The sequence below is a fragment of the Sorangium sp. So ce448 genome, assembly GCF_051520915.1.
GTDB classification, from domain to species: domain Bacteria; phylum Myxococcota_A; class Polyangia; order Polyangiales; family Polyangiaceae; genus Sorangium; species Sorangium cellulosum_B.
This window is the reverse complement of record NZ_CP150343.1, coordinates 1,726,237-1,751,830: the sequence shown is the minus strand read 5'-3', so window position 1 is coordinate 1,751,830 and position 25,594 is coordinate 1,726,237. Positions and strand designations below refer to the sequence as shown.

At 71.8% G+C, this 25,594-nt stretch carries 17 protein-coding genes and 1 tRNA gene; 9 read left to right on the top strand and 9 right to left on the bottom strand.

Annotated features, from left to right (window positions below):
* The first annotated feature begins 106 nt into the window (after nucleotides 1-106).
* The 3 genes from WMF45_RS06545 (at nucleotide 107) to WMF45_RS06535 (ending at nucleotide 3,997) form a co-directional block, all read left to right on the top strand.
* Complete coding sequence (locus WMF45_RS06545; RefSeq protein WP_437716082.1) at nucleotides 107-1,552, top strand: RNA polymerase sigma factor; 1,446 nt, start codon at nucleotides 107-109, stop codon at nucleotides 1,550-1,552.
* On the top strand, nucleotides 1,549-2,715 hold the full coding sequence (locus WMF45_RS06540) for a hypothetical protein (RefSeq protein WP_437716081.1): 1,167 nt from the start codon (nucleotides 1,549-1,551) through the stop codon (nucleotides 2,713-2,715). The genes WMF45_RS06545 and WMF45_RS06540 overlap by 4 nt, the downstream gene beginning before the upstream one ends.
* Nucleotides 2,716-2,872: 157 nt before the next feature.
* A complete protein-coding gene (locus tag WMF45_RS06535; protein ID WP_437716080.1) occupies nucleotides 2,873-3,997 on the top strand; it encodes a hypothetical protein in 1,125 nt (374 codons plus the stop codon).
* A 148-nt stretch (nucleotides 3,998-4,145) separates the two neighbouring features.
* Here the strand turns inward: WMF45_RS06535 and WMF45_RS06530 are convergent, their stop codons facing one another.
* The 4 genes from WMF45_RS06530 to WMF45_RS06515 all read right to left on the bottom strand — a co-directional run bounded on the left by WMF45_RS06530 (nucleotide 4,146) and on the right by WMF45_RS06515 (nucleotide 6,968).
* Entirely contained in the window at nucleotides 4,146-4,640 is a 495-nt protein-coding gene (locus tag WMF45_RS06530) for an SRPBCC family protein (protein ID WP_437716079.1), read from the bottom strand.
* A gap of 232 nt (nucleotides 4,641-4,872) precedes the next feature.
* Nucleotides 4,873-5,037 (bottom strand): hypothetical protein, encoded by a 165-nt coding sequence (locus WMF45_RS06525; RefSeq protein WP_437719500.1) that lies wholly within the window; start codon nucleotides 5,035-5,037, stop codon nucleotides 4,873-4,875.
* A 204-nt stretch (nucleotides 5,038-5,241) separates the two neighbouring features.
* Nucleotides 5,242-6,138 (bottom strand): hypothetical protein, encoded by an 897-nt coding sequence (locus WMF45_RS06520; protein ID WP_437716078.1) that lies wholly within the window; start codon nucleotides 6,136-6,138, stop codon nucleotides 5,242-5,244.
* Nucleotides 6,139-6,533: 395 nt separating this feature from the next.
* On the bottom strand, nucleotides 6,534-6,968 hold the full coding sequence (locus WMF45_RS06515; protein WP_437716077.1) for a YciI family protein: 435 nt from the start codon (nucleotides 6,966-6,968) through the stop codon (nucleotides 6,534-6,536).
* A gap of 395 nt (nucleotides 6,969-7,363) precedes the next feature.
* Here WMF45_RS06515 and WMF45_RS06510 point away from each other — a divergent pair, with 395 nt between their 5' ends.
* Complete coding sequence (locus WMF45_RS06510) at nucleotides 7,364-7,987, top strand: DUF1016 N-terminal domain-containing protein (RefSeq protein WP_437716076.1); 624 nt, start codon at nucleotides 7,364-7,366, stop codon at nucleotides 7,985-7,987.
* 39 nt (nucleotides 7,988-8,026) lie between these two features.
* On the opposite strand, the gene WMF45_RS06505 is transcribed toward WMF45_RS06510, so the two are convergent.
* The 4 genes from WMF45_RS06505 to WMF45_RS06490 all read right to left on the bottom strand — a co-directional run bounded on the left by WMF45_RS06505 (nucleotide 8,027) and on the right by WMF45_RS06490 (nucleotide 11,361).
* Complete coding sequence (locus tag WMF45_RS06505; protein ID WP_437716075.1) at nucleotides 8,027-8,713, bottom strand: ABC transporter ATP-binding protein; 687 nt, start codon at nucleotides 8,711-8,713, stop codon at nucleotides 8,027-8,029.
* A complete protein-coding gene (locus WMF45_RS06500) occupies nucleotides 8,706-9,926 on the bottom strand; it encodes an ABC transporter permease (protein WP_437716074.1) in 1,221 nt (406 codons plus the stop codon). Before WMF45_RS06500 ends, WMF45_RS06505 begins: the two co-directional genes overlap by 8 nt.
* 1 nt (nucleotide 9,927) lies before the next feature.
* Nucleotides 9,928-11,136 (bottom strand): efflux RND transporter periplasmic adaptor subunit, encoded by a 1,209-nt coding sequence (locus WMF45_RS06495; RefSeq protein WP_437716073.1) that lies wholly within the window; start codon nucleotides 11,134-11,136, stop codon nucleotides 9,928-9,930.
* Nucleotides 11,137-11,285: 149 nt separating this feature from the next.
* Nucleotides 11,286-11,361: transfer RNA gene (locus WMF45_RS06490), tRNA-Asn, on the bottom strand.
* 191 nt (nucleotides 11,362-11,552) lie between these two features.
* Here WMF45_RS06490 and WMF45_RS06485 point away from each other — a divergent pair.
* From WMF45_RS06485 to WMF45_RS06475, 3 genes are all read left to right on the top strand, one after another.
* On the top strand, nucleotides 11,553-13,181 hold the full coding sequence (locus WMF45_RS06485) for a lipopolysaccharide biosynthesis protein (protein WP_437716072.1): 1,629 nt from the start codon (nucleotides 11,553-11,555) through the stop codon (nucleotides 13,179-13,181).
* Between the two features lie 333 nt (nucleotides 13,182-13,514).
* The gene (gene ettA / locus WMF45_RS06480; protein WP_437716071.1) at nucleotides 13,515-15,188 is read left to right on the top strand and encodes an energy-dependent translational throttle protein EttA; all 1,674 of its coding nucleotides are present in this window, start codon (nucleotides 13,515-13,517) and stop codon (nucleotides 15,186-15,188) included.
* Nucleotides 15,189-15,342: 154 nt separating this feature from the next.
* Nucleotides 15,343-19,830, top strand: a complete 4,488-nt coding sequence (locus tag WMF45_RS06475; RefSeq protein WP_437716070.1) for a translocation/assembly module TamB domain-containing protein — start codon at nucleotides 15,343-15,345, stop codon at nucleotides 19,828-19,830.
* Between the two features lie 57 nt (nucleotides 19,831-19,887).
* Here the strand turns inward: WMF45_RS06475 and WMF45_RS06470 are convergent, their stop codons facing one another.
* On the bottom strand, nucleotides 19,888-20,691 hold the full coding sequence (locus WMF45_RS06470) for a phosphate/phosphite/phosphonate ABC transporter substrate-binding protein (RefSeq protein WP_437550174.1): 804 nt from the start codon (nucleotides 20,689-20,691) through the stop codon (nucleotides 19,888-19,890).
* 182 nt (nucleotides 20,692-20,873) lie between these two features.
* Here WMF45_RS06470 and WMF45_RS06465 point away from each other — a divergent pair, with 182 nt between their 5' ends.
* Nucleotides 20,874-24,383: a POTRA domain-containing protein gene (locus WMF45_RS06465; RefSeq protein ID WP_437716069.1), complete on the top strand. Its 3,510-nt coding sequence runs from the start codon at nucleotides 20,874-20,876 to the stop codon at nucleotides 24,381-24,383.
* A 66-nt stretch (nucleotides 24,384-24,449) separates the two neighbouring features.
* Nucleotides 24,450-25,514 (top strand): hypothetical protein, encoded by a 1,065-nt coding sequence (locus WMF45_RS06460; RefSeq protein ID WP_437716068.1) that lies wholly within the window; start codon nucleotides 24,450-24,452, stop codon nucleotides 25,512-25,514.
* Nucleotides 25,515-25,594 lie beyond the last annotated feature (80 nt).

The following is a 25,594-nucleotide window of genomic DNA, read 5'->3' as shown; positions in this document are numbered from 1 at the left end:
CCGAGCTGGCATCGCACCGGGTCGGAGGGGGTCCGCATCGGATCGGAGGGGCCTCGGCCCGGCCCGATTCTGTGACGGCCGCGGGAAACGCCCCGTAATTCTGAGCATGAGCCCTTCTCGTCCTCCGACCGCCCCGGCCCAGCACGGCGCCTGGACCTCCATGCACGCGACCGCCGTTCACGTCCTCCCAGGCATGCTCCGCTTCCTCGGCGTCGCCGAGGGCGACCTCGACGACCTGTGCCAGGACGTCCTGCTGGGCGCCTACCGCAGCTTCCCCCGGTACGACCCCATGCGCTCCGGCAGCGCGCGCGACGCGGCCCTGCCGGACTCGGCAGACACCCTGGGATCCGCGGCGCCGGCTGCGCGGGCCGCCGTTGCCGCAGACAGCGAGTCGAGCGACACACCACCTCGCCCGCGCGGCATACCCACGGGCATGCCTGAGCCATCTCGACCGGAGCGCCTCGGCGAGCACTGGAGGGCGGAGGCCTCGTGGCTCTTCGGGATCGCCTGGCGGCAAGTCCGCCATCACCTGGAGCGCGCCTACCGGCGCCGCGAGGTGTCGGTAGGGCTCACGGACGCTGCGTGCTTCCAGCGGGCCGACGCCGCGGCGAGCGGCGAGCAGCGCATCGCCGAGGAGGAGCGTTTCGCGCTGGCGATCCGCCTCCTGTCGGAGGTCGCGCCCGAGCGCCGCGCCATCCTCCTCCTGGCCGACGCGTACGATGTCCCGGTGCGCGAGATCGCGCGCGCGCTGTCGCTCAACGAGCACACCGCCGCGAGCCGGCTGCGGCTCGCGCGCCGGGACTACCGTGCCGCCGAGAAGCGGCTGCGCCCCGAAGAGAGGCGGGCGCTCCGGTCCAGCGTCCTCGTGCTCCCGCTGTTCTCCGCGACCTCGTTGCGTTCGCTCCGCGAGACGCTCCTGCCTTCGAGCGACCCGGCCGCGCTGAGCTCCCGGGCACGCCTCGACAGGACGCGGTGGCGAGCACGCCTCGCGGGCCTTGCGCGCCCGGTCGCCCGGGTCTTTCGCCCGGCGCTCGGGTGGGGTGCGGCAGGCGTCGCCAGCGGCGTGCTCCTGGCCACGGCGCTCGCTCCGGCGCCGGTGACCTGGGCTCGCCACCTCGGCCCGGTCGCGATACCCCTCTTCGTCGCGCGGAGCACAGCTCCGGGCCTGGCGCCGGAGGCGCGACGCCAGGGAGTTCTCGGTGAAGCGCGGCGCTCCGGCGACGTCACGCCCTCCGACGACGAGCAGGGCCCCCGAGCGCCCGCTGCACGGGCGGCCGATGGGCCAGGCCAGCGCAAGCCCGCCGCCTCGCGAGGTGCCCCGGCGCCCGCAGAGTCGATCCAGGATCGGCTCGACGAGGAGCTCGCGCTGCTCGACGCGGCCAAGGCGGCGCTGTCGCGCGGCGAGCGCGCGGCCGCCATTGAGCACGTCGAGGCGCACGCGCAGCGGTTTCCACAGGGCCGGCTGACGTTGCTGCGCGAGCGGCTCCGGCCGAGGGCGGAGGCGCTGCCGGTCACGACGCCCGGCGGCGCGGCGGGGCACGAGCGGCCGTGAGCGCAGAGCCGCCGCCTCCTGCGTGCGTCGGGTCGCGCGCCCCGCGATGGGGAAAGCAGGCGTGGCGCGCAGCGTTCGCGTCGATGGTCCCCGCCCTCGTCGCGCAGCTCGCGGCCGCGCCGGTCCGTGCCGATTCCGGACCGCGCCGGGCCAGCGTGCGGATCGAGCTCACGCGCGGGCCAGGCGCCGAGCGCTGCCCCGACGAGCGGTTCCTGCGCGCAGCGATCGCCCGGCGCATGGGCTTCGACCCCTTCGACGCGGAGGCTTCGCTCACGATGGCGGCGTCGATTGAACAGGCGCAGGGCGAGCTCATCGCGTCCGCCTATCTCCGCGATCGCCGCGGCGTGGTGCTCTGGGCCGATCGCTACACGACCCACGGCGACTGCAAGGCGCTGGTCTCGACGGTGGCCCTGTCGATCGCCGTGCAGCTCGACGACACGGGCGAGCTCCCACCGCCGCAGGCAGCGCCGGCCCCGCACGAAGAGCCCGCGACGCCGGCGGAGGCGCCATGCTCCCCCGAGCGCCCGTGCGCGGGACCGCCGGCGCCGCCGCCGAGCGAGGCGCCGCCCGCCCGGTCGCCGGGCAAGGCGGCGCCCGCGCGCGATCTGTCACGGGTGCGGGCGCCGCCTCCGAGCAGCGCGGGCCAGGCTGCGGCGGAGCGCTTCCGCTGGACCGTTGGCGCCGGCGCCACCATGGCGCTGGGGCTGACGCCCGGCGTTGCCGTGGGTCCAACGTTGGCGGTCGCGGGACGCTGGCCGGCATGGTCGATCGCGCTGGAAGCCCGCGGGCTCTCGTCGCTGTCGACCAGCGTGGACGAGGCGCGTGTGGCGACATCGGCGTTCACCGCGAACGTTGCTCTGTGCCTTCACCGGCATTCGCTCTTCGCGTGCGGGGTCGGCGAGATCGGCATGCTCCGTGCCGTGCCCGAGCTTGAAAACCTCACAGGATCGCTGCTGAATGCTCGTGTCGGAGTCGGCGCGCGAGTCGGCGTCACGTGGCCGTTTTCAGAGAGCCTCTCCGGGTGCGGAACTGTCGAGGCGGTTCAGCGCTTGGTCGACTCGTCAATACTCCGTCGTAAAGGCATCACCGAATCACAACGCCCGGTATGGAGCGCTCCCGCGACCGGGGTGGCATTCGGGATCGGTCTACAAATGAACCTATGAGGCGGATCCGGTGGCAGAAATGTTCGCCCTCCCCGAGGTGAGAACGATGAGAAATTTTCTTCGATTCACGCAATGCTCGACGCGCTGGACGCACTCGCGGCTTGCTGGGAAAACGCCGCCTTGTGCCAAGGACCCTCGTTCGGGTAGGGTACCACGCATGCGCGTGCCGAGCCTTGCCCTTGCTGGAGCGCTGTTGAGCGCTGGCTGCAGCCAGGAGCCCATCATCATTGATGGCCCATGTTCGCCCGAAGAGCTCCTCCACTATCCTGAGTGGTGCTCGGAAGACCTCGGTCAGGGCGGCGACGGTGGTCAGGGCGGCGACGGCGGTCAGGGCGGCGCTGGCGGACAGGGCGGCGCTGGCGGCGAGGAGCACAGCGCGCTGTGCTCCGGTCAGTGCGTCCCCCCCGCACCGCTCGGCTGGTCCGGCCCGGCGCTCCTCTGGTTCGGCCCGGCGGAGGCCACCCCCGATTGCCCCGCCGACGCACCGACGATCGGGTACGAGGGCTTCGCCGATCTCCAGCAGGTGCCGAAGACCTGCCCGACCTGCGCGTGCGACCCGCCCGAGGTCTCGTGCGCGCTCCCCACCGCATGGGCCGCGTCGTCGTCCCCGTCGTGCGCCGGCGACGAGCCCGACGCCGTCGCGACGCCGTTCGCCGCGCCCGACGCATGGGACGGCGCCTGCACCGCCGAGAGCGCGATCCCCGCCGATCAGGACTGCAACGGCGAGCCCTGCGTGCAGTCGCTGGCGATCGCGGCGCCCTCGATCACGGCCGGTGCGTGTACGCCGCGCATCGAAGTCCCCCAGCCGATCCCTCAGAGCGCGCCCTGGTGGGCGACGCGCGCAATGGCCTGCGTCGCGGGGGCGCACACCGCGTGCGCGGACGCGACGACGTGCGCGCCGGCAGCGCCGCCCGGGTTCCTGACCTGCGTCTACCACGAGGGCGACGTCGCCTGTCCGGAGGGCTATGCCCAGAGGCATGCCTTCTATAGAGGCGCGCTCGACGGCCGCGACTGCACTCCATGCAGCTGCGGCGAGCCGACCGGCGCCTCGTGCATGGTCATGGCGTCCGTGTACCGCGACGCGGCATGCACCGACCTGATCGCGTCGAACCTCGTCAGCTCGAGCGTCCCGTTCTGTGCGGTGACGCCGCCTGGCGTCGGCATGGGCAGCAAGTCGGCCGCGGTCGTGGCGGCGGAGCCGGGCGCGTGCGCGCCGCAGGGCGGCGAGCCCGTCGGCGAGCTTCAGCCAGCCGAGCCGTCCACGTTCTGCTGTATGGCCTGAGCTCGCCGGAGCCTCCGTCGCCCGCCGGAGCCGCCGCCTGGCGCAACGACCGCCTGCCGGCGCACTCTGAACCTCCAGCGTCGTCTCCCAAGACTGCGAACGGCAATGATGGATGGGAGCGGACGCGCCGCGGAGCGCGGTTTCCGCTTCACAAACGCCGCGGCGGCGACAGGTAGCGCGCGAGATTTTCCAGGGACGCTCGAAGGCCGGCCTCGTGGTCGGCCTGGCTGATGCCGGGCGGGACGTTCTCCGCGGTGATGGTGATGCGGGTCCCTGCGGGCAGCGATTCGAACGACCACGTCATCACCATCTCGCCCGCGAACGAAGCGTCCGACGACTCGAATGCGACCGACTGGACGATGCGCTTGCCCGGCTCCAGCGAGAGGAAGCGCCCGGTGCTGACATCGGTCCGCCCGGTGGTCTTTCCGACGCCGACGGGCGCTGCATCATCGTAAGTCAGCTCGATGCGGTAGCGACCGCCCTCGCGGAAGTCGTAGTCGAGGACGCGACCGGTCATGCTCTCGGGCGGGAGCCACGCCATCAGCGCGTCGGGATCGGCGAAGGCACGGTAGACCGCGTCGGGTCGGGCTGCGACGACGAGCGACGCGGTATCCGTTCGACCTGTGGCTGCTGGATCTCGCACCCACACAAGCCATCACACCACCGGTCCTCTGGGTACAGCGAAGAAGCGATTGGCAGCCTCACCGGTTCTACTTGCTTATCTGAGGATGCGGACCACGGAGGCAAAGCCAGGAGGGCAGGACGATTAGCACGAGGCAAACGACGATGCCGAACGATCGCAACGGCTTGTAGGCATGCATCGAAGAGGCGCCCCTGGTCGATGGCGAGCGACCAGCGCCGCACGGTCACCCAGCTCAGGGCTCGTCGTCTTCGTCGTCGCCGAAGAGCACGCCGACCTGCAGCGGAGTCGCCTCGAACGGCTCGGCCCGAACCTGCTCGCCGCGCTCGGCGGCGAGGATCTCGACGTAACCTTCCTGCGTCCAGCGGTAGACGGCCAGGGTCTCTTCCTCGGGGTCGATGATCCAGGTGTGTGGAACCTGGCGCCGGTGATAGACGGCGGCCTCGAGTCGACCTCCTCGACGAGATGGCCCGCTCGCTATACCGCGAGTGGTCCGTGAGCTTCATACCGCGAGTGGTCCGTGAGCTTCCGGTTCTCCGGGCACGAGAAGGCGAAGCCGGTCGCATCCGGCTCGATCGAGCCGCGCGCCCTCTCGTCCTCGGACCTATCGAGGCGATGGTGCTCGTCTCGGTGCGGCGGGGCGCGGGGCGATCGTCAACATCGGCTCCTGCCAGGGGGTCGCGGGCGCGGGCGCCGCCTCCGGCTTGCCGTTGGCCTGTCCGGCCTCGGCGGCCTTGCGGGCCTTCTCGCGCCGCGCCGACGCGCGCCGGCGCCGCTCGTAGGCGCTCGTCACCTCGCGGGCGATCTCGGGGTGGCGCCGGAAGACGTGGGCCGCGATCTTCCGGATGGCGCCGACGCGCCCGACCATGAGGTGCAGGAGCTGGTTGCGGATCGTGGTCGCGGCGGCCGTGGCGCCGGCTTCGGGGGCCGCTTCCAGCGCCCGCCGTTGCAGGTCCTCCGCGAGCTTCCTGGCCTCGGCGACGAGGCGCACGTCGAACGCCTCGTCCGCCTCGACCAGGCGGTCCTTGAGCGGCTCCGCGAGCCCCGCGTAATCGCGGAGCGCCTGGGAGAGGGCGCTCGATCGCTGGCCGTCCTGCGCGTGGAACTCCTTGATGCGCGCGAGCTGCGCGTCGGCGGGCTCGTCGATGTCGTCGTCGAGCAGGAACTCGAGCGCCGACTCGAGCTCATCAACGACGAACCGGGCCCGCTCGCCGAGATCGGCCACGGCCGGATCGACGATGAGGAGCAGCCGCGTCTGCGCCTCCTGCACGGCGTGGACGATGGAGAGTAGCTCGTCGCTGCTCGAGGCGGGAAGGCGGCTCTTGACCCGCTTGAGGCCCGGACGATCGCCGTCGGGCTCCCAGTACTTCCTCACGAACGCCGCGGCGGCGACCGCCTCACGCACGGCGACGTCGTACGGAATGTTCAGCGGGTTGTCGGTCCGCTCCGACCCGGCGGCGACCTTGACCCAGCGCTCGAAGTCCTGTCCTTGCTTTGCCATGATGATTGCCTGACCCCTCCTCCTGCGACCCGCGCCCCTCGGGGCACGACGCAAAGCGGCAAGGATGAGCTCGGTCGGAAGGACGTCCAGCGCGGAGCAGGGTCTGGACGGGGGTGGGGGGAGCCGGGAGGCGAGGCGACGGGGTGGGATGTCCAGATGGGGGGCCGGGTGTCCAGATGACCCCGCTCCCTGTCCAGATGGGCGGGCTGGATGTCCAGATGACCCCACCCCTTGTCCAGATGGGCGAGCGGGATGTCCAGATAAGCCGGGGGATGTCCAGATGGACGGGGAGGACGTCCGAACGGAGGGGCGCGCTCACGGCGGGGGCGACGTCAATACGCCACACGGCGTCGACAGCCTTTCGCGTGCGTGCTCGGCTCGCGCGCGGCCGTTACCTACGCCTTCTGCTGCCGCTCGATCTCTGCGCGGAGGCGCTCCTCCCGAGCACGGAGCTCCGGGGTGAACTCCTTGCCGAAGTCGTCCGCCTCGAAGATCGGGCGAATCTCGAGCTCGGCCTCCTCACCCGGCATCGGATCGGGGCAACGACGTGCCCACTCGACGGCCTCCTCCATCGACCGGACCTGCCAGATCCAGAAGCCGGCAATGAGCTCCTTCGTCTCGGAGAACGGACCGTCGACGACGGTGCGCTGGTTCCCGGCGAACCTGATGCGCTTGCCCTTCGCGCTCGGGTGCAGGCCGTCGCCCGCGAGCATGAGGCCGGCGTTGACGAGCTCCTCGTTGTACTTGCCCATGTCGGTCAGGAGCTTCTCGCTCGGCATGAGGCCTGCTTCGCTGTTCTTCGTCGCCTTCACGATCACCATGACCTTCATCGTCGTGTCCTTTCGCAGCGGCACCTCGGGCGCCGGCGGGGTTGCTCGTACAGGCGACGAACGACGCTGGGCGAGATCGACATGGTCGAGGAAGTTTTCTCAGCCGGCAGCGCCACGCTAGCCAATAACAAGTGAAAACAATAGGTTACATGGGTCGATTGTTCCACACGCCGTAAACGTGGCGATCGTCACGGCCCGCTGGAGAGCGGAGGCCAAGCTACCCTGAGCGCAGTCCGAAGCTTTTACGTCGCTGCCGTCCGGTCGCTCACAACCCCGCGGTACATGGAGGTGCTCGAAGGGCGCCGCGCGGCGTGCGGGGCCCAGATTGTCTCCGCAGCAGGGAGACACTTGGAGGCGCGCTACGGGCGCGGCTTCGGCGAGAAGAGCCTGGGCACATGATTCGGTTCGCGCGCGCGTTCCCCGGCGCGGAGATTGTCTCCGCACTGCAGAGACAGTTGTCGTCGAGCCACTTCAGGCAGCTCATCTACATGGAGGACGAGCTGAAGCGCACCTTCTACGCCGAGATGTGCCGGGTGAAAGGGTGGTCGACGCGCGTCCTCGCCGAGCGTATCGACGGCATGCTCTTCGAGCGCACAGCGCTCTCCAAGAAGCCGGAGGCGCTGATCCGCAAGGAACTGGCCGCGCTACACGAGAGAGGCGAGCTCTCACCTGCGCTCGTGTTCCGCGACCCGTATATGCTCGACTTCCTCGAGCTTGCGGACACGTACAGCGAGAAGGACCTCGAGTCGGCGACCCTCCGCGAGATCGAGCGCTTCCTCCTCCCCGACGCGCACCGCGACGGTCAAGCGCAAGGGGCGGAAGAAGTGACGACAGCTCTGTCGCCCATCATCGTCTCGCGCCTCGAGAAGGCAGCCACGTACAACGGCTTCGACCAAGAGCTCGAACGCGAGGGCCACAGGCTCGTCTTCGCCAGCACACTCGAACGAGCTCCTTCACACGTTCGTGAAGCAGGTCGCCGCGCTGCCAAAGACCACGGAGGCCCCAGGAGCTGCTCGTAAGGCGCCCGGCTGCGTCCCGGCGCGACGCCTGGATGCCCCTCACGCGCGGTCGCTGGCGATGCGCCCATCGACGATCTCGATCACCCGGTCGCACTGCTCCGCGATGCGCGGATCGTGCGTGACGACGAGGAACGTCGTGCCGAGCTCGCGGTTGAACCGCCGCATCAACGCGAACACCTCCGCCGACGACTCCGTGTCGAGGTTCCCTGTCGGCTCGTCGGCGAGGACGAGCGGCGGCCTTCGCGACAGCGCGCGCGCGATGGCCACGCGTTGCTGCTGGCCGCCCGAGAGCGCGGTCGCCCTGAAGTTCATCCGGTCGGCGAGCCCCACCGCTCCGAGCAGCTCGGCCGCGCGCGCCTTCATGGCCGACGAAGGGAATCCCTCGTCGCCCCAGGCGGGCAGCATCACGTTCTCGAGCGCGGTGAACATCGGCAAGAGGTGATGGAACTGGAAGACGAAGCCGAGCGTCCGCGCGCGAAGCCTGGTGAGGCTCGCCTCGTCGAGCCCCGTCGTGTCCTTGCCGTCGACGACCACGCGCCCGCGCGTCGGCCGGTCGAGCAGGCCAATGATGTTGAGCAGGGTGCTCTTGCCGGAGCCGGACGGGCCGATCAGCGCGGCGAACTCGCCCTTCTCGATACGGAGATCGACCCCATCGAGAGCGCGCGTGACGACGGCCTCACCGTATTCCTTCACCGCGCCTTCGACGACGAGCAGCGGATCAGCCATTGCGGATCGCCGACGCCGGATCGAGCCTGGAGGCGCGCCGCGCGGGGAGCACGGCGGCGAGGAGCCCCACGCCGACCGCGAGGGCGGTCGCGAGCACGAAGAGCTCGAGATCGAGCTGCACGGGGAACTTCGGGGCGCCGTCGGGCCCGCGCACGAGGCCCTCGAAGAGCTTCGACAGGAGCGCCCCGAGCGCCGATCCGACGAACGACCCGAGGAGCCCGAGGACCGCGCCCTGGATCAGGAAGACGCGCAGGACGCGGCCCCGCGACGTGCCGACCGCGCGGAGGATGCCAATCTCGCGCGACTTCTGGACGACCGACACGATGAGCACACTCGCGATTCCCAGCGCGACCGCGAGGACGACGAAGAACTGGATCATGCTCTTCGAGCTGCTCTGCGCCGAGAGGCCGGTGAGCAGCTCGGCGTTGATCTTCATCCAGCTGTCCGCCTTCAGCCCCGTCCTCCCGCGCAGCTCGCCCGCGACGGCCTCGGCGGCGAACACGTCGGCGACCTTGAGCTCGATCGAGGTCGCGCCGCCAGCGAGCGCGTAGAGCGTCTGCGCCCTGCGGAGCGACGTGATCACCCACGTCCTGTCGACAGCCTCGTTGCCGAGCGAGAAGACGCCCGTGATCGCGACGAGATCGTCGATCCCTTCGGTGGTCGTGATCCGGATCTTGTCGCCGACCCCGACGCCGAGCTCGCTCGCGAGCACGGCCCCGATGACCGCATCGCCCCCGGCGACGTCGAACCGGCCCGCGCGCATGCGCCTCCGGACGTCGATGATCGCGAGGAAGCGCTCGGGATCGACGCCGCGCACGACGACGGCGTTCTTCGCCTCGGCGCGGACGGCGAAGCCGGCGCCCACGATCGCCGGCGACGCGGCGACGACGCCGGCGGTGCGCTCCGCGTCGGCCATGACGAGCGGCCACTGGTCGATGGAGCGAAGGCGCTGCGGCGCGGGCTGCACGGAGCGCGCGACGGCGCGATCGCTCGAGGGCTCGACGAGCGGGCGCGCCGCTTCGCGCTGCACCTGCAACGTGATGTGCGGCTGCGAGCCGAGCGTCTTGTCGATGAGCGACACCTGGAGGCCGTTGATGAGCGCGGAGAGGAAGACGATGACGCTCACGCCCACCGACACCGCCGCGAGGATCAGCGCGGTCTGCCCCTTCGCGTCGCGCAGGTAACGGAGCGCCACGAACCATTCGAACGGCATCTCAATCGAGCTCCGTGCGCACGCGCTGGCCCGGCGCATGGACCCGTCCGTCGGGCAACACAACGACGCTCCCGTCGCCGAGGCCCTCGACGACCTCGACGGCGCCCTCTCCGCGAATGCCCAGCTTCACGTCCTTGCGTACGAGGCGATTGTCCTCGACCGCGAACAGCCAGGGCGCGGGCGTCGCCGCGTCGCGCACGGCGTCGCTCGGAACGACGAGCGCATTCTCGCGCCGAGCGACCGAGAGATCGATGGATACGGTCATGTCGGGCAAGAGAAAGGCAGGCGCGCTCGGCACCGCGAGGCGCACCTCGACACTGCCTCTCTGCGGATCGATGGAAGGCGCGATGTAGCTCACCTCGGCGTCGAACACCTGTTGCGGATAGGCGTCCGCGGACGCGCGCGCCTTCTGCCCCAGCGCGATCCACGCGAGGTTCCGCTCATCGGGCTGGAAGACGAGCTGCGGGCTCCCGTCCGCGGCGAGCACAATCAACGTTCGCGCCGGCTGCACGACGTCGCCGGGCTCCACGGAGCGCGTGAGCACGACACCGTCCTGATGCGCCACGATCCGCGTCTGCGCGAGGCGAACGTTCGCGCCGACGTGCTGCGCCTGCGCCTGGAGGAGCGCGGTCAGCGCGACGCGGGAGTCCGCGCCCACCGGGGTGGACGCGATGCGTTGCGCCTCCGCCGCGACCTTTTGCGCGCGCGCGAGCTCGACGCTGTGCTGGGCGTTGTCGAGCTCGGCTTGAGCGACCGCCCCCGATGCCGAGAGCTCTCGCACCCGCGCGAGCTCGACCTCGGCGCGCTCGAGGTTCGTCTCCGCCTGACGGAGCGCCTCCGTCGCGACGATCGCGCCGACACGGCGGAGCTGCTCGACGCGCGCGCTCGCCTGGTCGACGGCGGCCTTCGCCTGCGACACCGCCGCGCGCGCCTCGGCGTCGTCGATCTGCACGAGGAGATCGCCCGCCTTCACGCGTTGCCCTTCGATCGCGCCGACCGCGACGACGAGGCCCGGGACCTGCGCCGCTACCTGAACGCGCGTCGGCACCCTTACCCGTCCGCTCGCGACGACGCGCTGCTCGAGATCCCTTCGAGCGGCCACGGCGACCTTCACCTTGGGTCCACGCGCGCGCACCGCCATCACGATCGTGATGGCCGCGAGCAACGCGATCAGGAGCCAGAGGCCAGGGCGCCGAAGGAGCGTCCTCATTGGCCGAACCGTCTACCACCGAACCGGCGCGGCCTGCGAGGCCGTCACGCGGAACGTGGGCGCGGGAGGAGAGACAAAACCCCCGAGGCATGTACCTCGGTGCGCTCCGTGAGCTGCGCCTCGCGGCGAAGTTCGCAAGGAGAGAAGAGTGGCTCCAGCTGCTGGACTCGAACCAGCGACCCGGCGGTTAACAGCCGCCTGCTCTACCAACTGAGCTAAGCTGGAATGCGTCGGAGACGGGCGCGAGAATAGTCGCGCAGTCCTTCCCGTCAAGCGAATCCGCGCGGCGCTTCACTTTGGTGACGCGCACGTGAGCTCGCCCGCTCCCCTCCTCCCCCGCCCGCGCTTCTTCTTCCCCTTCCCCTTCGCCCTCCCGCGAGATTGCCCGCCTGGCGTGCTTCTGCGACAACCGCGCCGTGTCGCGCGCCGCCGAGCCCCTCCCGCCGCCGCCCGAAGCCTCCGCCCCCTCGCAGGCGGCGCCGGCGCCTGCCGCCCCCTCTCCCGCCCCTGCCGCCCCCTCCCCCTCCGCCGCCCGCTCCGCCGGCCGCGGCGGCCTCGCCATCGCCGGGGCCAAGGTCTCCTTCATCCTCTTCGGCTTCGTCCAGCAGCTCATCCTCCCGCGGCTGCTCGGCACCGACGGCTACGGCGCGGTCTCCGTCGTCCTCGCGGGCGTGGGCGTCGTCAACAACGTCATCGTCGCGACCGGCATCCAGGGCGTCTCGCGCGCCGTCTCCAGCGTCGCGGAAGAGGACGTCGCCGCCGCCTTCCGCCGCACGCTCGCCCTGCACGCCCTCCTCGCCGTGGTCGTCTCCGCCGGCTTCGCGCTCCTCGCCGGCGCCATCGCCGACTTCTCCGAGGCCCCGCACGTCGCCGGCCCGCTGCGGCTCGCCGCCGCCGTCGTGCTCCTCTACGGCCTCTACGCCCCGCTCGTCGGCGCGCTCAACGGCCAGCGGCGCTTCGTCACGCAGGCCGCCTTCGACGTCGGCTACGGCGCGCTCCGCACCGCGAGCATCGCCGCCTTCGCCCTGCTCTTCCTCCGCGCCGGCCAGAGCGGCGTCCTCGGCGCGATCGCCGGCTTCGTCGCCGCGGCCGCCGTCATCGTGCCGCTCGCGCTCACCAGGACCGGCCTTGGCCGCCGCGGCAGCGCCGGCCCCTCGATCCGCGAGCACGCCGCCTTCCTCCTGCCGCTCGCCGTCTCGCAGACGTTCCTGAACCTCCTGCTCCAGACCGACTTCTTCCTCCTCCGCCGCTTCCTCGGGCAGGCCACGAGCGGCCTCGCACTCGGCGCGAAAGCTGCGGACGACCTCATCGGCGTCTACCGCGGCGCGCAGCTCTTCGCGTTCCTGCCGTACCAGCTGCTGCTCTCGGTCACGTTCATCCTCTTTCCGATGCTCGCCCGCGCGCACGCCGAGAACGACCGCGCCGCGGTCCGCCGCTACGCCATGACCGGCGTCCGCCTCTCGTTCCTGCTCACCGGGCTCCTCTGCGCCCCGATCTCGGGCCTCGCCCCGCACGTCCTGCGCTTCGCCTTCCCTGTCGAGATCTACAGCCGCGGCGGCGACACGCTCCGCGTCCTCTCCCTCGGCATGGGCGCGTTCGCCGTCCTCGGCGTCGCCTCGGCCGCGCTCACCAGCCTGCACCGGGAGCGCGCGGCCGCCGCCCTCACCGCCACCACCGTCCTGCTCGTCGCCACCGGCTGCTCGATCGCCGTCCCGCGCGCCGCGTTCGGCCCCGACATGCTGGTGCGCTCCGCCGTCGCCACCTCGCTCGCGCTGGCCACCGCCGCGGTCGCCGGCGGCGTCCTGCTCCACCGCGCCGCCGGCGGCTTCGTCCCCGCCCGGACGGCGCTCCGCGTCGGCGCCGCGCTGCTCGCCGCGATCGCCGTGGGCACGCAGCTCCCGTGGCTCGGCAAGATCGCCGTGCTCGGCAAGGCGATCCTTGTCGCCCTCGTGTACCTCGCCGTCCTCGTCGCCACGCGCGAGGTCGGCCGCGAGGACCTCGCCGCCCTCAAGCAGGCGTTCGGGCGCGGCGCGCGGCGCGCCTAGCCGCTCGCCCCTCACAAGTCCGGCCCAGGAGCCGGAAAGAGATTTCAACGCAAAGGCGCAAAGGCGCAAAGGCGCAAACCTGCATGAAATCTGTTCTTTTTTGCGTCTTTGCGCCTTTGCGTCTTTGCGTTGAAATCCCCCTTCATACATACGACGCCCGCGTCCGTCCCGGCGCGCGCCCTGCGCGCCCGCCTACAGCCGCCTCGACGCCCTCTTGACCGTCAGCCGGCGATCTCGCATACGGCCTCTCCCCCCAGCCCGGCCAGCGCCGCGCCCGCTCGAAGGCCGAGCGGAGCCCCACGGCGCGCCGGGCACGCACAGACAGGCGAAGACGTGGCCCCTCAATTCATCTTCACGATGCAGGATGTCCGGAAGGTGCACCCCCCGAACAAGGAGGTGCTGAAGGGCCTGTGGCTCTCCTTCTACCCGGGCGCGAAGATCGGCGTCCTCGGCTCGAACGGCGCCGGCAAGAGCACCCTGCTCCGCATCATGGCGGGCGTCGACAAGGAGTACCTCGGCGAAGCGAAGCCCGCCGACGGCATCCGCATCGGCTACCTCGCCCAGGAGCCGCAGCTCGAGGCGGGCAAGACCGTGCAGGAGCACGTCGAGATGGCGGTCCACGACGTCCGCTCCCTCGTCCAGCGCTTCGAGGAGATCGGCGCGAAGCTCGGCGAGTCGCCCCCCGACATGGAGGCGCTCCTCGAGGAGTACGCCGCGCTCCAGGACAAGATCGAGGCCGCGAACGGCTGGGAGATCGACCGCGTCGTCGAGCGCGCCATGGACGCCCTCCGGCTGCCGCCGCCCGACGCCGACGTCACCAAGCTCTCCGGCGGCGAGCGCCGCCGCGTCGCCCTCTGCAGGCTCCTCCTCGAGAAGCCGGACATCCTGCTGCTCGACGAGCCGACCAACCACCTCGACGCCGAGAGCGTCGCGTGGCTCGAGCGCTTCCTCCACGACTACCCCGGCACCGTCGTCGCGGTCACCCACGACCGGTACTTCCTCGACAACGTCGCCGGCTGGATCCTCGAGCTCGACCGCGGCGCCGGCATCCCGTACGAGGGCAACTACACCGGCTGGCTCGAGCAGAAGAAGAAGCGCCTCGAGCTCGAGCAGAAGCAGGAGAGCGCGCGCAAGCGCACCCTGGAGCGCGAGCTCGAGTGGGTGCGCCTGGCCCCGCGCGCCCGCCAGGCCAAGAGCAAGGCCCGCCTCGCCGCCTACGAGACGCTGCTCGCCGAGGACAGGTCGAAGAAGGTCGAGGAGAACGAGATCCACATCCCCGCCGGCCAGCGGCTCGGGAACGTGGTCGTCGAGGCCGAGCACCTCCGCAAGGGCTTCGGCGACCGCGTCCTCATCGACGACCTCAGCTTCTCGCTCCCGCGCGGCGGCATCGTCGGCATCATCGGGCCGAACGGCGCCGGCAAGACCACGCTCTTCCGCATGATCATGGGCCTCGAGCAGCCCGACGGCGGCGCGCTCAAGCTCGGCGAGACGGTGGAGCTCGCGTACGTCGACCAGTCGCGCGACGCGCTCAACCCGAACAACAACGTCTGGCAGGAGATCTCCGGCGGAGAGGACCGCCTCCTCGTCGGCAAGCGCGAGGTCAACTCGCGCGCGTACGTCGCCAGCTTCAACTTCGCCGGCAGCGACCAGCAGAAGAAGGTCCGCGATCTCTCCGGCGGCGAGCGCAACCGCCTCCACCTCGCCAAGCTGCTCCGCCGCGGCGGCAACGTCCTCCTGCTCGACGAGCCCACCAACGACCTCGACGTCGACACGCTCCGCTCGCTCGAGGAGGCGCTCCTCAACTTCGCCGGCTGCGCCGTGGTCATCAGCCACGATCGCTGGTTCCTCGACCGGATCGCGACCCACATCCTCGCCTTCGAGGGCGACAGCAAGGTCGTCTGGTTCGAGGGCAACTACGCCGACTACGAGGCCGACCTGAAGCGCCGCCTCGGCGCCGACGCGGCCGAGCCCCGCAAGCTCCGCTACCGCAAGCTCACCGCGGGCTGACCCGGCCCGGCGCGCCTCGCACGGCGCCCCCGCGGCGTTCCACCCCGGAGCACGTTTCCGGTCGGGTGCGACGCGCACGCACCGGTATTTTCCTGGCACAGGATCACCCTGCCCACGTAAGCGTCCGACCGCGCATCAGCTAAGCTGCGCCCCGATGCACGGCACGAGGAGAAAGGGCTCCCCGCCGAGCGCCCGCAGGGACTGGGGGCGCCTCGCCGTGCGCGTTTTGTGCGTCTTGTTCGCGGTGATCGGCGCGATCCCGCTCGCGCTCGGCTTCCTCGTGCGCACCGAGACGGTGCGGGCCTGGGCGGCGCACGAGACGGCGGCGCTGCTCCAGCGCGAGCTCGGCATCGCGGCCCGCTACGACGTGCGCGTCCAGGCCTGGCCCCTCATGGTCGGCCTGAACCGGCTCGTCGTCGACTCCTCGGACGGCGGCGCGCCGTTCCTCGAGCTCGAGCGCGTGGCCATCCGCCCGCGCCTGTTCTCGCTGCTCGCGGGGCACATCGACGCCGGGGACGTCGAGATCATCGGCCCCCGCGTCCGCGCGGTGCTGAAGGACGGGGAGCTCCGCAACCTCACCCTCCCGAGCACCGGCGAAAGCGGCGGGGGCGGGCTCGGCCGCGCGCCGCTCTCCTCGGTGGCCATCACCGACGCGCGGGTCGACCTGACGATCGACAACGTCCGCGTCCAGGCCACCGAGGTCGACGTCGACGTCTCCGCCGAGCCGTCGGACGCGTTCGAGATCGCGATGCGCTCCGGCCTCGTCTCCGTCGTCCACACGCACCCCGCGCCCGGCCACGAGGCCGAGGAGGACAGCGTCGACGAGGACGTCGTCTGCCGCTTCGACACGCGCGTCCGCGTCGAGCCGGGCCGCGCGCTCGTCCGCCGGCTGATCCTCGAGGGCGCCGCCGACTTCGACCCGGATCCCGGCACCGCGCCGCCCTGCGCGCTCCAGGACGGCGACTGGCGCCGGGTGGAGCTCGAGCTCGGCGCCCTCCGCGCCGTCGGCCTCGGCGGCGGCATGCCCCACCGGATCGAGGGCCGCGTGCGGGCGCGCCTCCCCGTGCCGATCGTGCACCGCTTCCTGGCCCTGCCGCCCGCGTCCGGCTCGGTCTCGCTCGACGTCGACGCGGAGTACGACGCGGCGTCCGCGCCGCTCGGCCTTTCGCTCCCCCGCCTCAAGGGCACGCTCCTGCTCGACCGGCCGGGCCTCGACGGCAGGGTCTTCGTCACGCGCCTCGCGGGCAAGGTCTCGACGACCCCGGACGCCGTGCAGCTCTCCGACGCCGACGTCGCCTGGGCCGACGGCACGCTGAAGATCTCGAGCGCGGAGATCAAGCCGTTCGAGAAGGGCGTGCCGCTCCAGGCCGGGCCGATCGACCTCGCCAACGTCGAGCTGCCCGGCCTGCTCCGCGACCTCGCGGTCCACCCGCGGGCGCACGTCGCGTGGACGCTGCGCGACGGGAGGTTCGATCGCTTCGGCGGCACGCTGTCCCCGCTCTCCCTCGAGGGCCCGCTCGCCGTGCAGACGCACGGCTTCGAGATCTTCGATCACCCGACGAAGGACCCTGCCCGCAAGCGCCTGATGGGCGTCAAGGAGGCCACGGTCCGCGGCTCGTTCCAGGTGCGCCCGAACGCCGTCGTGCTCTCGGGCTTCTCGGTCGACACGCCGAGCTCGCACCTCAGGACCACCGTCTCGCTCGGCTTCAACGACCAGCTCGGGGTCGAGGTCCACCCGGGCTCGCGCGTGGACCTCGCGGAGGTCTCGCCGCTCGCCGCGCTCGAGCTCGCCGGCGTCGCCACGATGAAGGCGGCGATGCACGGCTCCTACGAGCACCCGAAGCTCACCGGCGAGATCGGCGTCGAGAAGTTCGTGTTCGGCGGCTTCCCCATCGGCGACCTCGAGCCCTCGCCGGTCGCGTTCGAGCCGCTCGCCCTGACGCTCGAGAACGCGCGGGTCCGGCACGGGGCGAGCCGCGTCCGGGTCCCGTCGATCAAGATCGATTTCGACCCGGCCGGCAACCTGCCCAAGGGCCGCCCGCTCGACAGCTCGACGGGGATCGTCGTCGTGGACGCGACCGTCGACACGCGCGAGGCGCCGCACCTCGCCGCGCGCGACCTGCTCGAGGTGCTCCGCCTCGACAAGGATCCGCGGTTCGCCGACTACAAGGCGACCGCGAGCGGGACGGCCCGCGCCCACTTCGCGCTCGGCGGCCCCGAGGACCGCTGCGGCGGCGGCTACCTCGCCGTGAACGCGGGCATGCGGCTCACCGGTGTCGAGCTGCTCGACGAGCGCTTCGACGAGGGCGAGGTCGACCTCGACATGATCTGGGACGACCAGGCCGCCGGCGCCGACGGCATGCGGCTCGACGTCCGCTCGGCGTCGCTGCGCAAGGGCACGGGCTCCGTGCTGGCGAGCGCCTCCATCGCGCACGGCGGCGCGCTGAAGGGGAGCGTCATCGCGAGCGGCCTCCCGCTCTCGCGGATCGACGGGCTCGGGGCGGCGGCCTCGCAGTTCGACGGCTCGGTGTCGGTCGTCGCCAGCCTGGGCGGCACCGTGAGCAGGCTCGCCGGCTTCGCGGACGTGCACGTCTCGCGCGTCGGCATCCGCCGCGCGCACGCGAGCCTGCCGCCCTCGCGGGTCGAGCTCACGATCGTGCCGAACGACAAGGCGCCGAAGATCATCGGCAGGACGCCGATCTGCGGCAACCCCCAGGGCGCGCCGTTCGATCCGGCGGAGTACGAGCGCGACCTCCCCGACGGCTCCTTCGTCGCGAACGGCTCGCTGTTCGGCGGGCAGGTCGCGCTGAAGGGGCTCCGCGTCACGCGCCAGCGGCGCAAGATCGTCGACGGGGACGTGCGCATGGACGCGCTCGACCTGGGCACGCTCGCGAACCTGATCCCGGGCGCCGCGCTCGCGGCGGCGCCGAAGGGCACGATGACCGGGTCGCTCGACATCGAGCGGCTCCCCCTCACGGATTTCCGGCAGTCCGCGCTCACGCTCACGGTCGACGCGCTCAAGCTCGATCGGGAGGGCCAGGGGGTCCACCTCACGCGCCCGAGCGGCCCGATCCGCCTCGCGGGCAACACGCTGAAGGTCCCGGAGCTCCACCTCGAGGCGCACACCGCCTCGCGCCTGTCCGCCGCGTTCACGGCGTCCGGCGAGGTCAAGCGGGTGTTCACGGCGCCGGACCTCGACGTGGCGATCCGGGTGAGCCCGACGAGCCTCTCGCGGCTCAGCGCCGACATCCCGCAGATCCGGCACGCGCGGGGCACGGTGCAGGCCGAGGTCCAGGTGGCCGGGCCGCTCCAGGGGCTGCGCTACACGGGCTCGGCGACGCTCAAGGAGGGCGAGCTCGACGTGGTCGGCCTGCCGGTCTCGCTCGACGACATCGACGTGGAGTTCGCGATCGGCGGCGACCAGGTGCGCCTCACGAAGGCGAGCGCGCGGGTCGGCACGGGCACGGTGACCGCGGTGGGGCACATGCCGGTGCGCGGCCTGACCCTCGGCACGGCGCAGGCATCCATCGTGGCGAACGGCGTGAAGCTGCCGGTCGCCGACGGGGTGAACCTCACCGCGAACGCCAACCTGACGGCGAGCTTCCGGCCCGGCGTCGAGGACGACGCGTCGGGGGAGAAGAACCTGCCGCGGGTCGAGGGGAAGATCACGCTCACGTCGTTCAGCTACACGCGGCCCATCCTGATGAGCATGGACCTCGGCGATCTCACGGGGCGCCAGCGGACGACGGTGCAGACCTACGACCCCGCCGCCGACGTGGTCCGGTTCGACGTCACCGTCGCCTCGCCGAACCCGCTCCGCTTCTCGAACGATCTGGCCGACATGCGGCTCGAGGTCTCGCAGCCCGGGCTCGCGCTCTCGGGCACGAACCAGCGCTTCGGCGCGCGCGGCACGCTGCGCATCCTGCCCGACTCGAAGCTCATGCTGCGCAGCACCGAGTTCGAGGTCCGGGACGGCTACGTCCGCTTCGACGATCCGTTCCGCATCGCGCCCAAGGTCGACGTGCGCGCCGAGAGCGAGTACCGCCGCTACACGTCGACGAGCACCGCCGCGGCGGACGCGACGTCGGGCGCGGAGCCCGCGGCGCCGACGGCCGCGGCCGCGGGCGGCAGCGCGAACTCCAGCGGGCTCTGGCGCATCAAGCTGCACGCCCAGGGCGACGCCGACAACCTCCAGCTCAACCTGACGAGCGATCCGCCGCTCAGCCAGGAGGACATCGTCCTGCTGCTGACGCTCGGCATGACGCGCGCCGAGCTCAACCAGGGCGTCGTGTCGTCGCTCGGCGAGACCATGGGCCTCGAGGCGCTCTCGTCGCTGACGGGCGCCGACAAGGCGGTGAAGACGATGGTCCCCCTCATCGACGAGTTCCGCTTCGGCACCGGCTACTCGTCCAAGAACGGCGCCCCGGAGCCGACGGTGACGATCGGCAAGCGCATCACGGACGCGGTGCGCGCCAACGTGACGACGGGGCTCTCGCAGGGCAGCCAGGTGCGCGCGGGCGTCGAGGTGAAGCTCAGCGACCGGATGAGCCTCCAGGGGTCGTACGACAACTCGAGCGACGCCTCGAGCTCTCCGCTCGGCAACGTGGGCGCCGACCTGAGGTGGCGGCTCGAGTTCGAGTGACGGTCGATCCGCGGATGACGCTCGAGTGACGCTCGCGCGGCGCTCGATCCGCGGCCGTCAGGTGGCCGCGGCGAGCGCCGCGTCGAGGGCGCCGTACCGGTCGTCGCGGCCGGAGACCCACTGCCTGTGGCCCATGAGCTCGAAGATGCGCCGGTGCTTCGGGTTCTTCCAGGTCATGCCGAGCAGCGCGCGCTGGAACGCCTCGGCCTTCGCCTCGGGCAGCGCCGGCAGCGCGTCGAACATCGCGAAGTCGTAGGCCGGCGTGGTCCAGAGGACGTCGACCCGGCGGAGGTCGATGTGGCCGTTCGCCTGCTCGGCGAGCCACACCGCGTCCCCGACCGCCGCCGCCTGCGCCTTGCCCTCGTGCAGCGCCGCGAGCGCCTGGACCTCGCTCGTCGCGGTGTCCCCGTGCTTGCCGACGTCCACCTCGAACGGCATGAGCTGGATCTTCTCCACGGCCACGCCCGCCTGCCGGAGAAAGTGGAGCGGCAGGATGCGCGCGTGCGCCGAGTCGACGCTCCCGACAGCGAGCGCCTTGCCCTCCAGATCGCTGAGCGCACCGACGGCGGCGTCGCGGCGGACGAGCAGCTTGCTGTGGAAGTCGCGATCGATCTCGCGCATCGCGAGCGAGCGGGACCGGCCCTCGGTCTGCCGCTTCACCCGCACGTGAGCGACGGCGCTGTTCCAGGCGACGTCGATGTGCCCGCGGATCAGCGACTCGACCTGGCGCTCGTACGTAGAGAACAGCGCGAAATCAATCAGGATTCCATGTTCGCGGAAGTGCTCGCGCAGGCTCTCCCACAGCGTCACCACCTTGGCGTCATGCGCCACGGCGCCGACGAGCATCGCCAGGTCCTTCATCCGGTGCCTCGCACGGGCGGCGACGCTAGCACGAGCTCTGCCCGCCGAGAGCCCCGCGTCTCGCACATCGGGCCCTCGCGGGTGGCCTCTTGCCCATCCAGCGCCCAACCGGGCTACGCTGCGTCCGTCGTGCACGCCGGCGCCGGTTCATTTCCGTTTCGTCCCCCGGCGCTCCGCGCCTGATGGCTCGCTTCCGTTCCACCCTCATTCCCTTTCTGCTCGGCTTTTTGCCGCTCGGCGCGATCGCCTTCCCGGCGCACGCCGACCCGACCCCCGCACGTCCGGCTCAGGCCAGCCTCAACCCCGGTCAGGCCAACCTCAACCCCGGTCAAGCCAGCCCCAACCCCGGTCAAGCCAGCCCCAACCCCGGTCAGGCCAGCCTCAACCCCGGTCAGGCCAACCTCAACCCCGGTCAGGCCAGCCTCAACCCCGGTCAGGCCAACCTCGACCCTGTCAACCCTCCGGCACGGGCCGTGCCCTCGGGCGAGGCCGGCACCCAGGCCACCGACGTGCCGTCGCTCGGCCAGCCGCTGGCCCTGGGAGAGCTCGTCGGCAAGCCGATCGTCCGCATCGATGTCACGGCGCAGGGCGACCGATGGCAGATCGTGTCGCCGGTCACGAGCGTCGACCTCGGCGAGCCGCTCAGCCCCGACGCCGCGCGCCGCGCCATGCGCGAGCTGCTCGCCTCCGGCAACTTCGCCCGCGCGTCGGCCGAGGCGTACCTCGTGCCGGACGGCGCCGCGCTCCGGATCTTCGTCGTCCCCCGCCGGAGCATCGCCACCGTCCAGATCACCGGCGGCGCGCTCGACCGGCAGGACACCCTCGAGGCCGCCGGCATCGCCGAGGGCGGCGAGATCACCGCGGCCACGCTGGCCGAGATCAGCCCCCGCATCCGCGCGTTCTACGCGCTTCACGGCTACCCCGCGGCCGCCGTCACGGTCCGCGCCGTCGACACCGACGAGCCCTCCCAGGTCGTGCTCGCCCTCGAGATCGAGGCCGGCGCTCCACGCGTGGTCTCCGAGCGCGTCTTCGTCGTGGCGCCGGGCGCGGACCGGGAGCTCGGCTCGCTCAAGCAGAGCTACGGCCTCGGCGTCGGCGCCCGCGTCGACGAGCCCGCCCTCGCCGAGGCCGACCGCGAGATGGCCGAGCTGCTCCGCAGGAGCGGCTTTCACGACGCCGAGGTGTCCCACCGCGTGCTCGCGGTCGGCCCGCACAACTACCTCTACGTCTACCTCGAGCCCGGCGCGCGCATCGTCCCCGTCTTCGACGGCAACCGCGCCTTCGACGACGACGCCCTCGAGGCCGCGCTCGATCTCGGCGAGACGACCGAGACGAAGACGAACGATCTCACCGATCGGCTCCGCGCGTTCTACGTCGAGCGCGGCTTCCTCGACGCCGAGATCACCCCCTCGCTGGGCGGCAAGCCCGACGATGCGGTCCGTTACCTGACCTTCACCGTCCGCGAGCACGACCAGGTGCGCGTCACGAAGCGCGTCTTCCCCTGCCTCACGGGCGATCTCAGCCCGGACGACCTCGGCCGCGAGATCGAGAGCTTCCTCGAGGAGGACCTGCCCGGCGCCGACGCCTTCTCGATGCCCGACCCGCGAGGCATCTCGGACCTCTTCGGCCCGACCCGCGGCGCCGGCGGCCGGGCCAGGCCCGTCGAGCTCATCCCCTCGATGACGTACGCGCAGGAGACCTACGAGCGCGCCCTCAAGCACCTTCGCGATCTCTACTTCAGCAAGGGCTACCTGAACGCCGTCGTCGGCCCGGTCTCCGTGCTCCGCGCCACCTGCTCGCGCCGCTCCCCGCCGGGCGCCTGCATCCCCGAGCCGGTCGCCGAGCGCGTCACGGCCCAGTGCCTCACCGACGCGCAAGGGCTGCCCCTCCCCGAGCCGCCCGTCCCCGCCGCCCTCACGTGCCGCCCCGACGCCGCCCGGCACATCGCGTGCTCCCCCGAGGTGACGCTCCGCATTCCGGTCCATCCCGGCCCGCAGACCCAGCTCTACGATCTCGCCTTCGAGGGGAACAAGGGCTTCTGCCGCCAGGCCGGCCTGAGCGAGCGCGACCGCGCCCTCTGCGCCGAGGCGCGGCCGTTCAGCGAGCGCTGGCTCAGCGACCTCGCCGATCTGAAGGTCGGACAGCCCCTCTCGACGCTCGCGCTCGACGCCGCGCGGCTGCGCATCATGGATGCTTACCGCGACCTCGGCTACGCGTTCGCCGAGGTCCGCACGGCCATCGAGCCCTCGCCCGACCGCACGCGCGCCCGCGCGCGGTTCATCGTCTCGGAGCGAGATCGGGTGTTCGTCACCGGCATCGTCGTCAAGGGCGCCGTCCGGACCGACGAGCAGCTGATCCTCCGCCGCGTGCTGCTCCGCGAGGGCGCGCCGTTCCGCCAGTCGCAGGCCCGCCTGAGCGAGGAGCGCATCGCCACGCTCGGCCCCTTCTCCAGCGTGTCGATATCGCTCGAGGATCCCGAGGTCCCGCAGAAGAACAAGCGGGTCGTCATCCACGTCGTCGAGCAGCTGCCGCAGTACCTCAACCCGCAGATCGGGTTCTCGACCGGCGAGGGCGCGCGCCTCGCCTTCGAGTACGGACACCGCAACATCGCCGGCCTCGCCATCGGCCTCACGATGGGCGTCCAGCTCAGCTACCTGTTCGAGTTCATGATCGTGGACAAGGCGGCGAGCCGCCACTACGAGGAGCTCCAGGTCGACGACCAGCTGGAGCGCCGCGTCGCGGTCTCGGTCGCGCTCCCGGACATCGGCCTCGGCCCGCTCGTCGGCATGTCGCTCGCGGGCATCCACGTGCGCGACAACCAGCTGGATTTCGGCGTCACGAAGACGGCGATCATCCCCGCGATCACCTACCGCCCGCGGCGCGCCGTGACGACGCAGCTCGCCCTGTCGACGGAGCTGAACAAAGTCGGATTCTTCCCGGGCGCCGTCGGCACCGACAAGCGGGATATCCTCGACCAGCTGCGCATGCCCGAGGGCGAGACGATCGCCCTGGCGCAGCGGATCGACGCGTCCTGGGACACGCGGGACACCCCCTTCGCCGCGACCCGGGGCTTCCTCCTCTCCGGCGGCGTCGAGCACGTCGACGCCTTCGACGCCTTCGCCTCGGTCCGGGCCCAATCGAGCTTCCCCGAGAGCCACTTCCTGCGATTCACGGGCCGCGTGTCGGGCTATATCCCCCTCGCGCCGCGGTCGCGGCTCACCCTCGCCCTGAGCCTGTCCGGAGGGTATATTCAGCCGCTCGTGGCCGAGAGCGGGACGTACCCGGATCGCCTGTTCTTCCTCGGCGGCGTCGACTCGCTCCGTTCCCATCTGGCCGAGTCGCTGTATCCTGAGGACGGGCTCGCGGAGGCGAGAAAGGCGCTGGGCAGGGACGCCGTATCGACCGACGATATCCCGCGCGGCGGGACGGTGATGGTGAACCCCCGGGCCGAGCTGCGCATTCCGCTGACGGATCTGCTCCAGCTCGGGCTCTTCCTCGACGCGGGCAACCTCTGGATCAGGGCGAGGAACGTCAACCTCGATCCGCGGCTCCTGCGTTACGGGCTCGGCGCCGGCCTGCGGGTGAACACGCCCATCGGACCCCTCGCCTTCGACTACGGCTTCAACCTGGATCCGCGCGACGAGCTGGATGAGATCGACGGTGCACTCCACTTCTCCGTGGGGCTCTTTTGACAGGCGGCCTCGCGCGCGACGCGCGCGAGGCGGCTCCCAACGCATGATGATAACGAGGCTCTCCTGATGAACCGTTCACTCCGCATGTGTGCTTTGCTCGCCCTGACATCGACCCTCACAATCGCGGGCTGCGGCGACGACGAGAGCGCCGCGCCGAGCAGCGCGGCGAGCACGTCCGGGTCCGGCGGGTCCGGCGGGTCCGGCGGGCAAGGTGGGGCCGGCGGATCGGCGGGCAGCGGCGGAGAGGGCGGGCAAGGCGGCTCGACGAGCAGCGGCGGAGAGGGCGGGCAAGGCGGCTCGACGAGCAGCGCCTCGGCTGGCGGAGATGCCACGGGCGGCGGCGGAGAGGGCGGGCAAGGCGGCTCGACGAGCAGCGCCTCGGCTGGCGGAGATGCCACGGGCGGCGGTGGAGCGGGCGGGCAAGGCGGCTCGACGAGCAGCGCCTCGACGAGCAGCGCTTCGACGAGCAGCGCCTCGACGAGCAGCGCTTCGGCGGGCGGAGGCGACGCCGCCGGCGGCGGCTCGGCGAGCAGCGCTTCGGCGGGCGGCGGCGACGCCGCCGGCGGCGGCTCGGTGAGCAGCGCCTCGGCGAGCAGCGCTTCGACGGGCGGCGGCGACGCCACCGGCGGCGGTGGAGAGGGTGGGGCGTCGGCGTGCGGCGATCTGCGATGTGACACCGGCGAGACGTGCGATTCGTGCGCCGACGACTGCGGCGTGTGCCCGCCGGTCTGCGGTGACGGCACATGCGAGCCCGACAGGGAAAACTGCCAGGCGTGCGCCACCGACTGCGGCGTGTGCCCGCCGGCCGAGTGCAGCCACGACATCTGCGAGGAAGGAGCGCCCCTCCTCATGGGCTGCGACCCGTGCGTGACCGCGCTGTGCGCGGAGGACCCGGCGTGCTGCATGAGCAACTGGGATACCCACTGCGTCGCTGGCCTCACCGCGGCCTGCGGGCGGGCCTGCGGGTGCGACCACGACCTCTGCGAGGAAGGTGCGCCCCTTGACCCGACCTGCAACAGCTGCGTCGAGACCGTGTGCGGAGAGGACGGAGACAGCTTCTGCTGCACGATCGGGTGGGACGAGAGCTGCATCGCGCTCTCGGGGAGGCTGTGCGGCGTCACGTGCCGGTGAGCTCGGCTCGCCGCCCGAAAGGCGAACCACGCAGGGCGCGGTAGCGACGGCGCTCCGCCGTGAACCTGGCCGGCTCGGCG

Bases quoted from the DNA above. Each gene is read 5' to 3' on its own strand.
- WMF45_RS06545 (WP_437716082.1), top strand. From the start codon at position 107: ATGAGCCCTTCTCGTCCTCCGACCGCCCCGGCCCAGCACGGCGCCTGG.
- WMF45_RS06535 (WP_437716080.1), top strand. From the start codon at position 2,873: ATGCGCGTGCCGAGCCTTGCCCTTGCTGGAGCGCTGTTGAGCGCTGGC.
- WMF45_RS06520 (WP_437716078.1), bottom strand. From the start codon at position 6,138: ATGGCAAAGCAAGGACAGGACTTCGAGCGCTGGGTCAAGGTCGCCGCC.
- WMF45_RS06515 (WP_437716077.1), bottom strand. From the start codon at position 6,968: ATGAAGGTCATGGTGATCGTGAAGGCGACGAAGAACAGCGAAGCAGGC.
- WMF45_RS06510 (WP_437716076.1), top strand. From the start codon at position 7,364: ATGATTCGGTTCGCGCGCGCGTTCCCCGGCGCGGAGATTGTCTCCGCA.
- WMF45_RS06505 (WP_437716075.1), bottom strand. From the start codon at position 8,713: ATGGCTGATCCGCTGCTCGTCGTCGAAGGCGCGGTGAAGGAATACGGT.
- WMF45_RS06500 (WP_437716074.1), bottom strand. From the start codon at position 9,926: ATGCCGTTCGAATGGTTCGTGGCGCTCCGTTACCTGCGCGACGCGAAG.
- WMF45_RS06495 (WP_437716073.1), bottom strand. From the start codon at position 11,136: ATGAGGACGCTCCTTCGGCGCCCTGGCCTCTGGCTCCTGATCGCGTTG.
- WMF45_RS06475 (WP_437716070.1), top strand. From the start codon at position 15,343: ATGCACGGCACGAGGAGAAAGGGCTCCCCGCCGAGCGCCCGCAGGGAC.
- WMF45_RS06470 (WP_437550174.1), bottom strand. From the start codon at position 20,691: ATGAAGGACCTGGCGATGCTCGTCGGCGCCGTGGCGCATGACGCCAAG.
- WMF45_RS06465 (WP_437716069.1), top strand. From the start codon at position 20,874: ATGGCTCGCTTCCGTTCCACCCTCATTCCCTTTCTGCTCGGCTTTTTG.
- WMF45_RS06460 (WP_437716068.1), top strand. From the start codon at position 24,450: ATGAACCGTTCACTCCGCATGTGTGCTTTGCTCGCCCTGACATCGACC.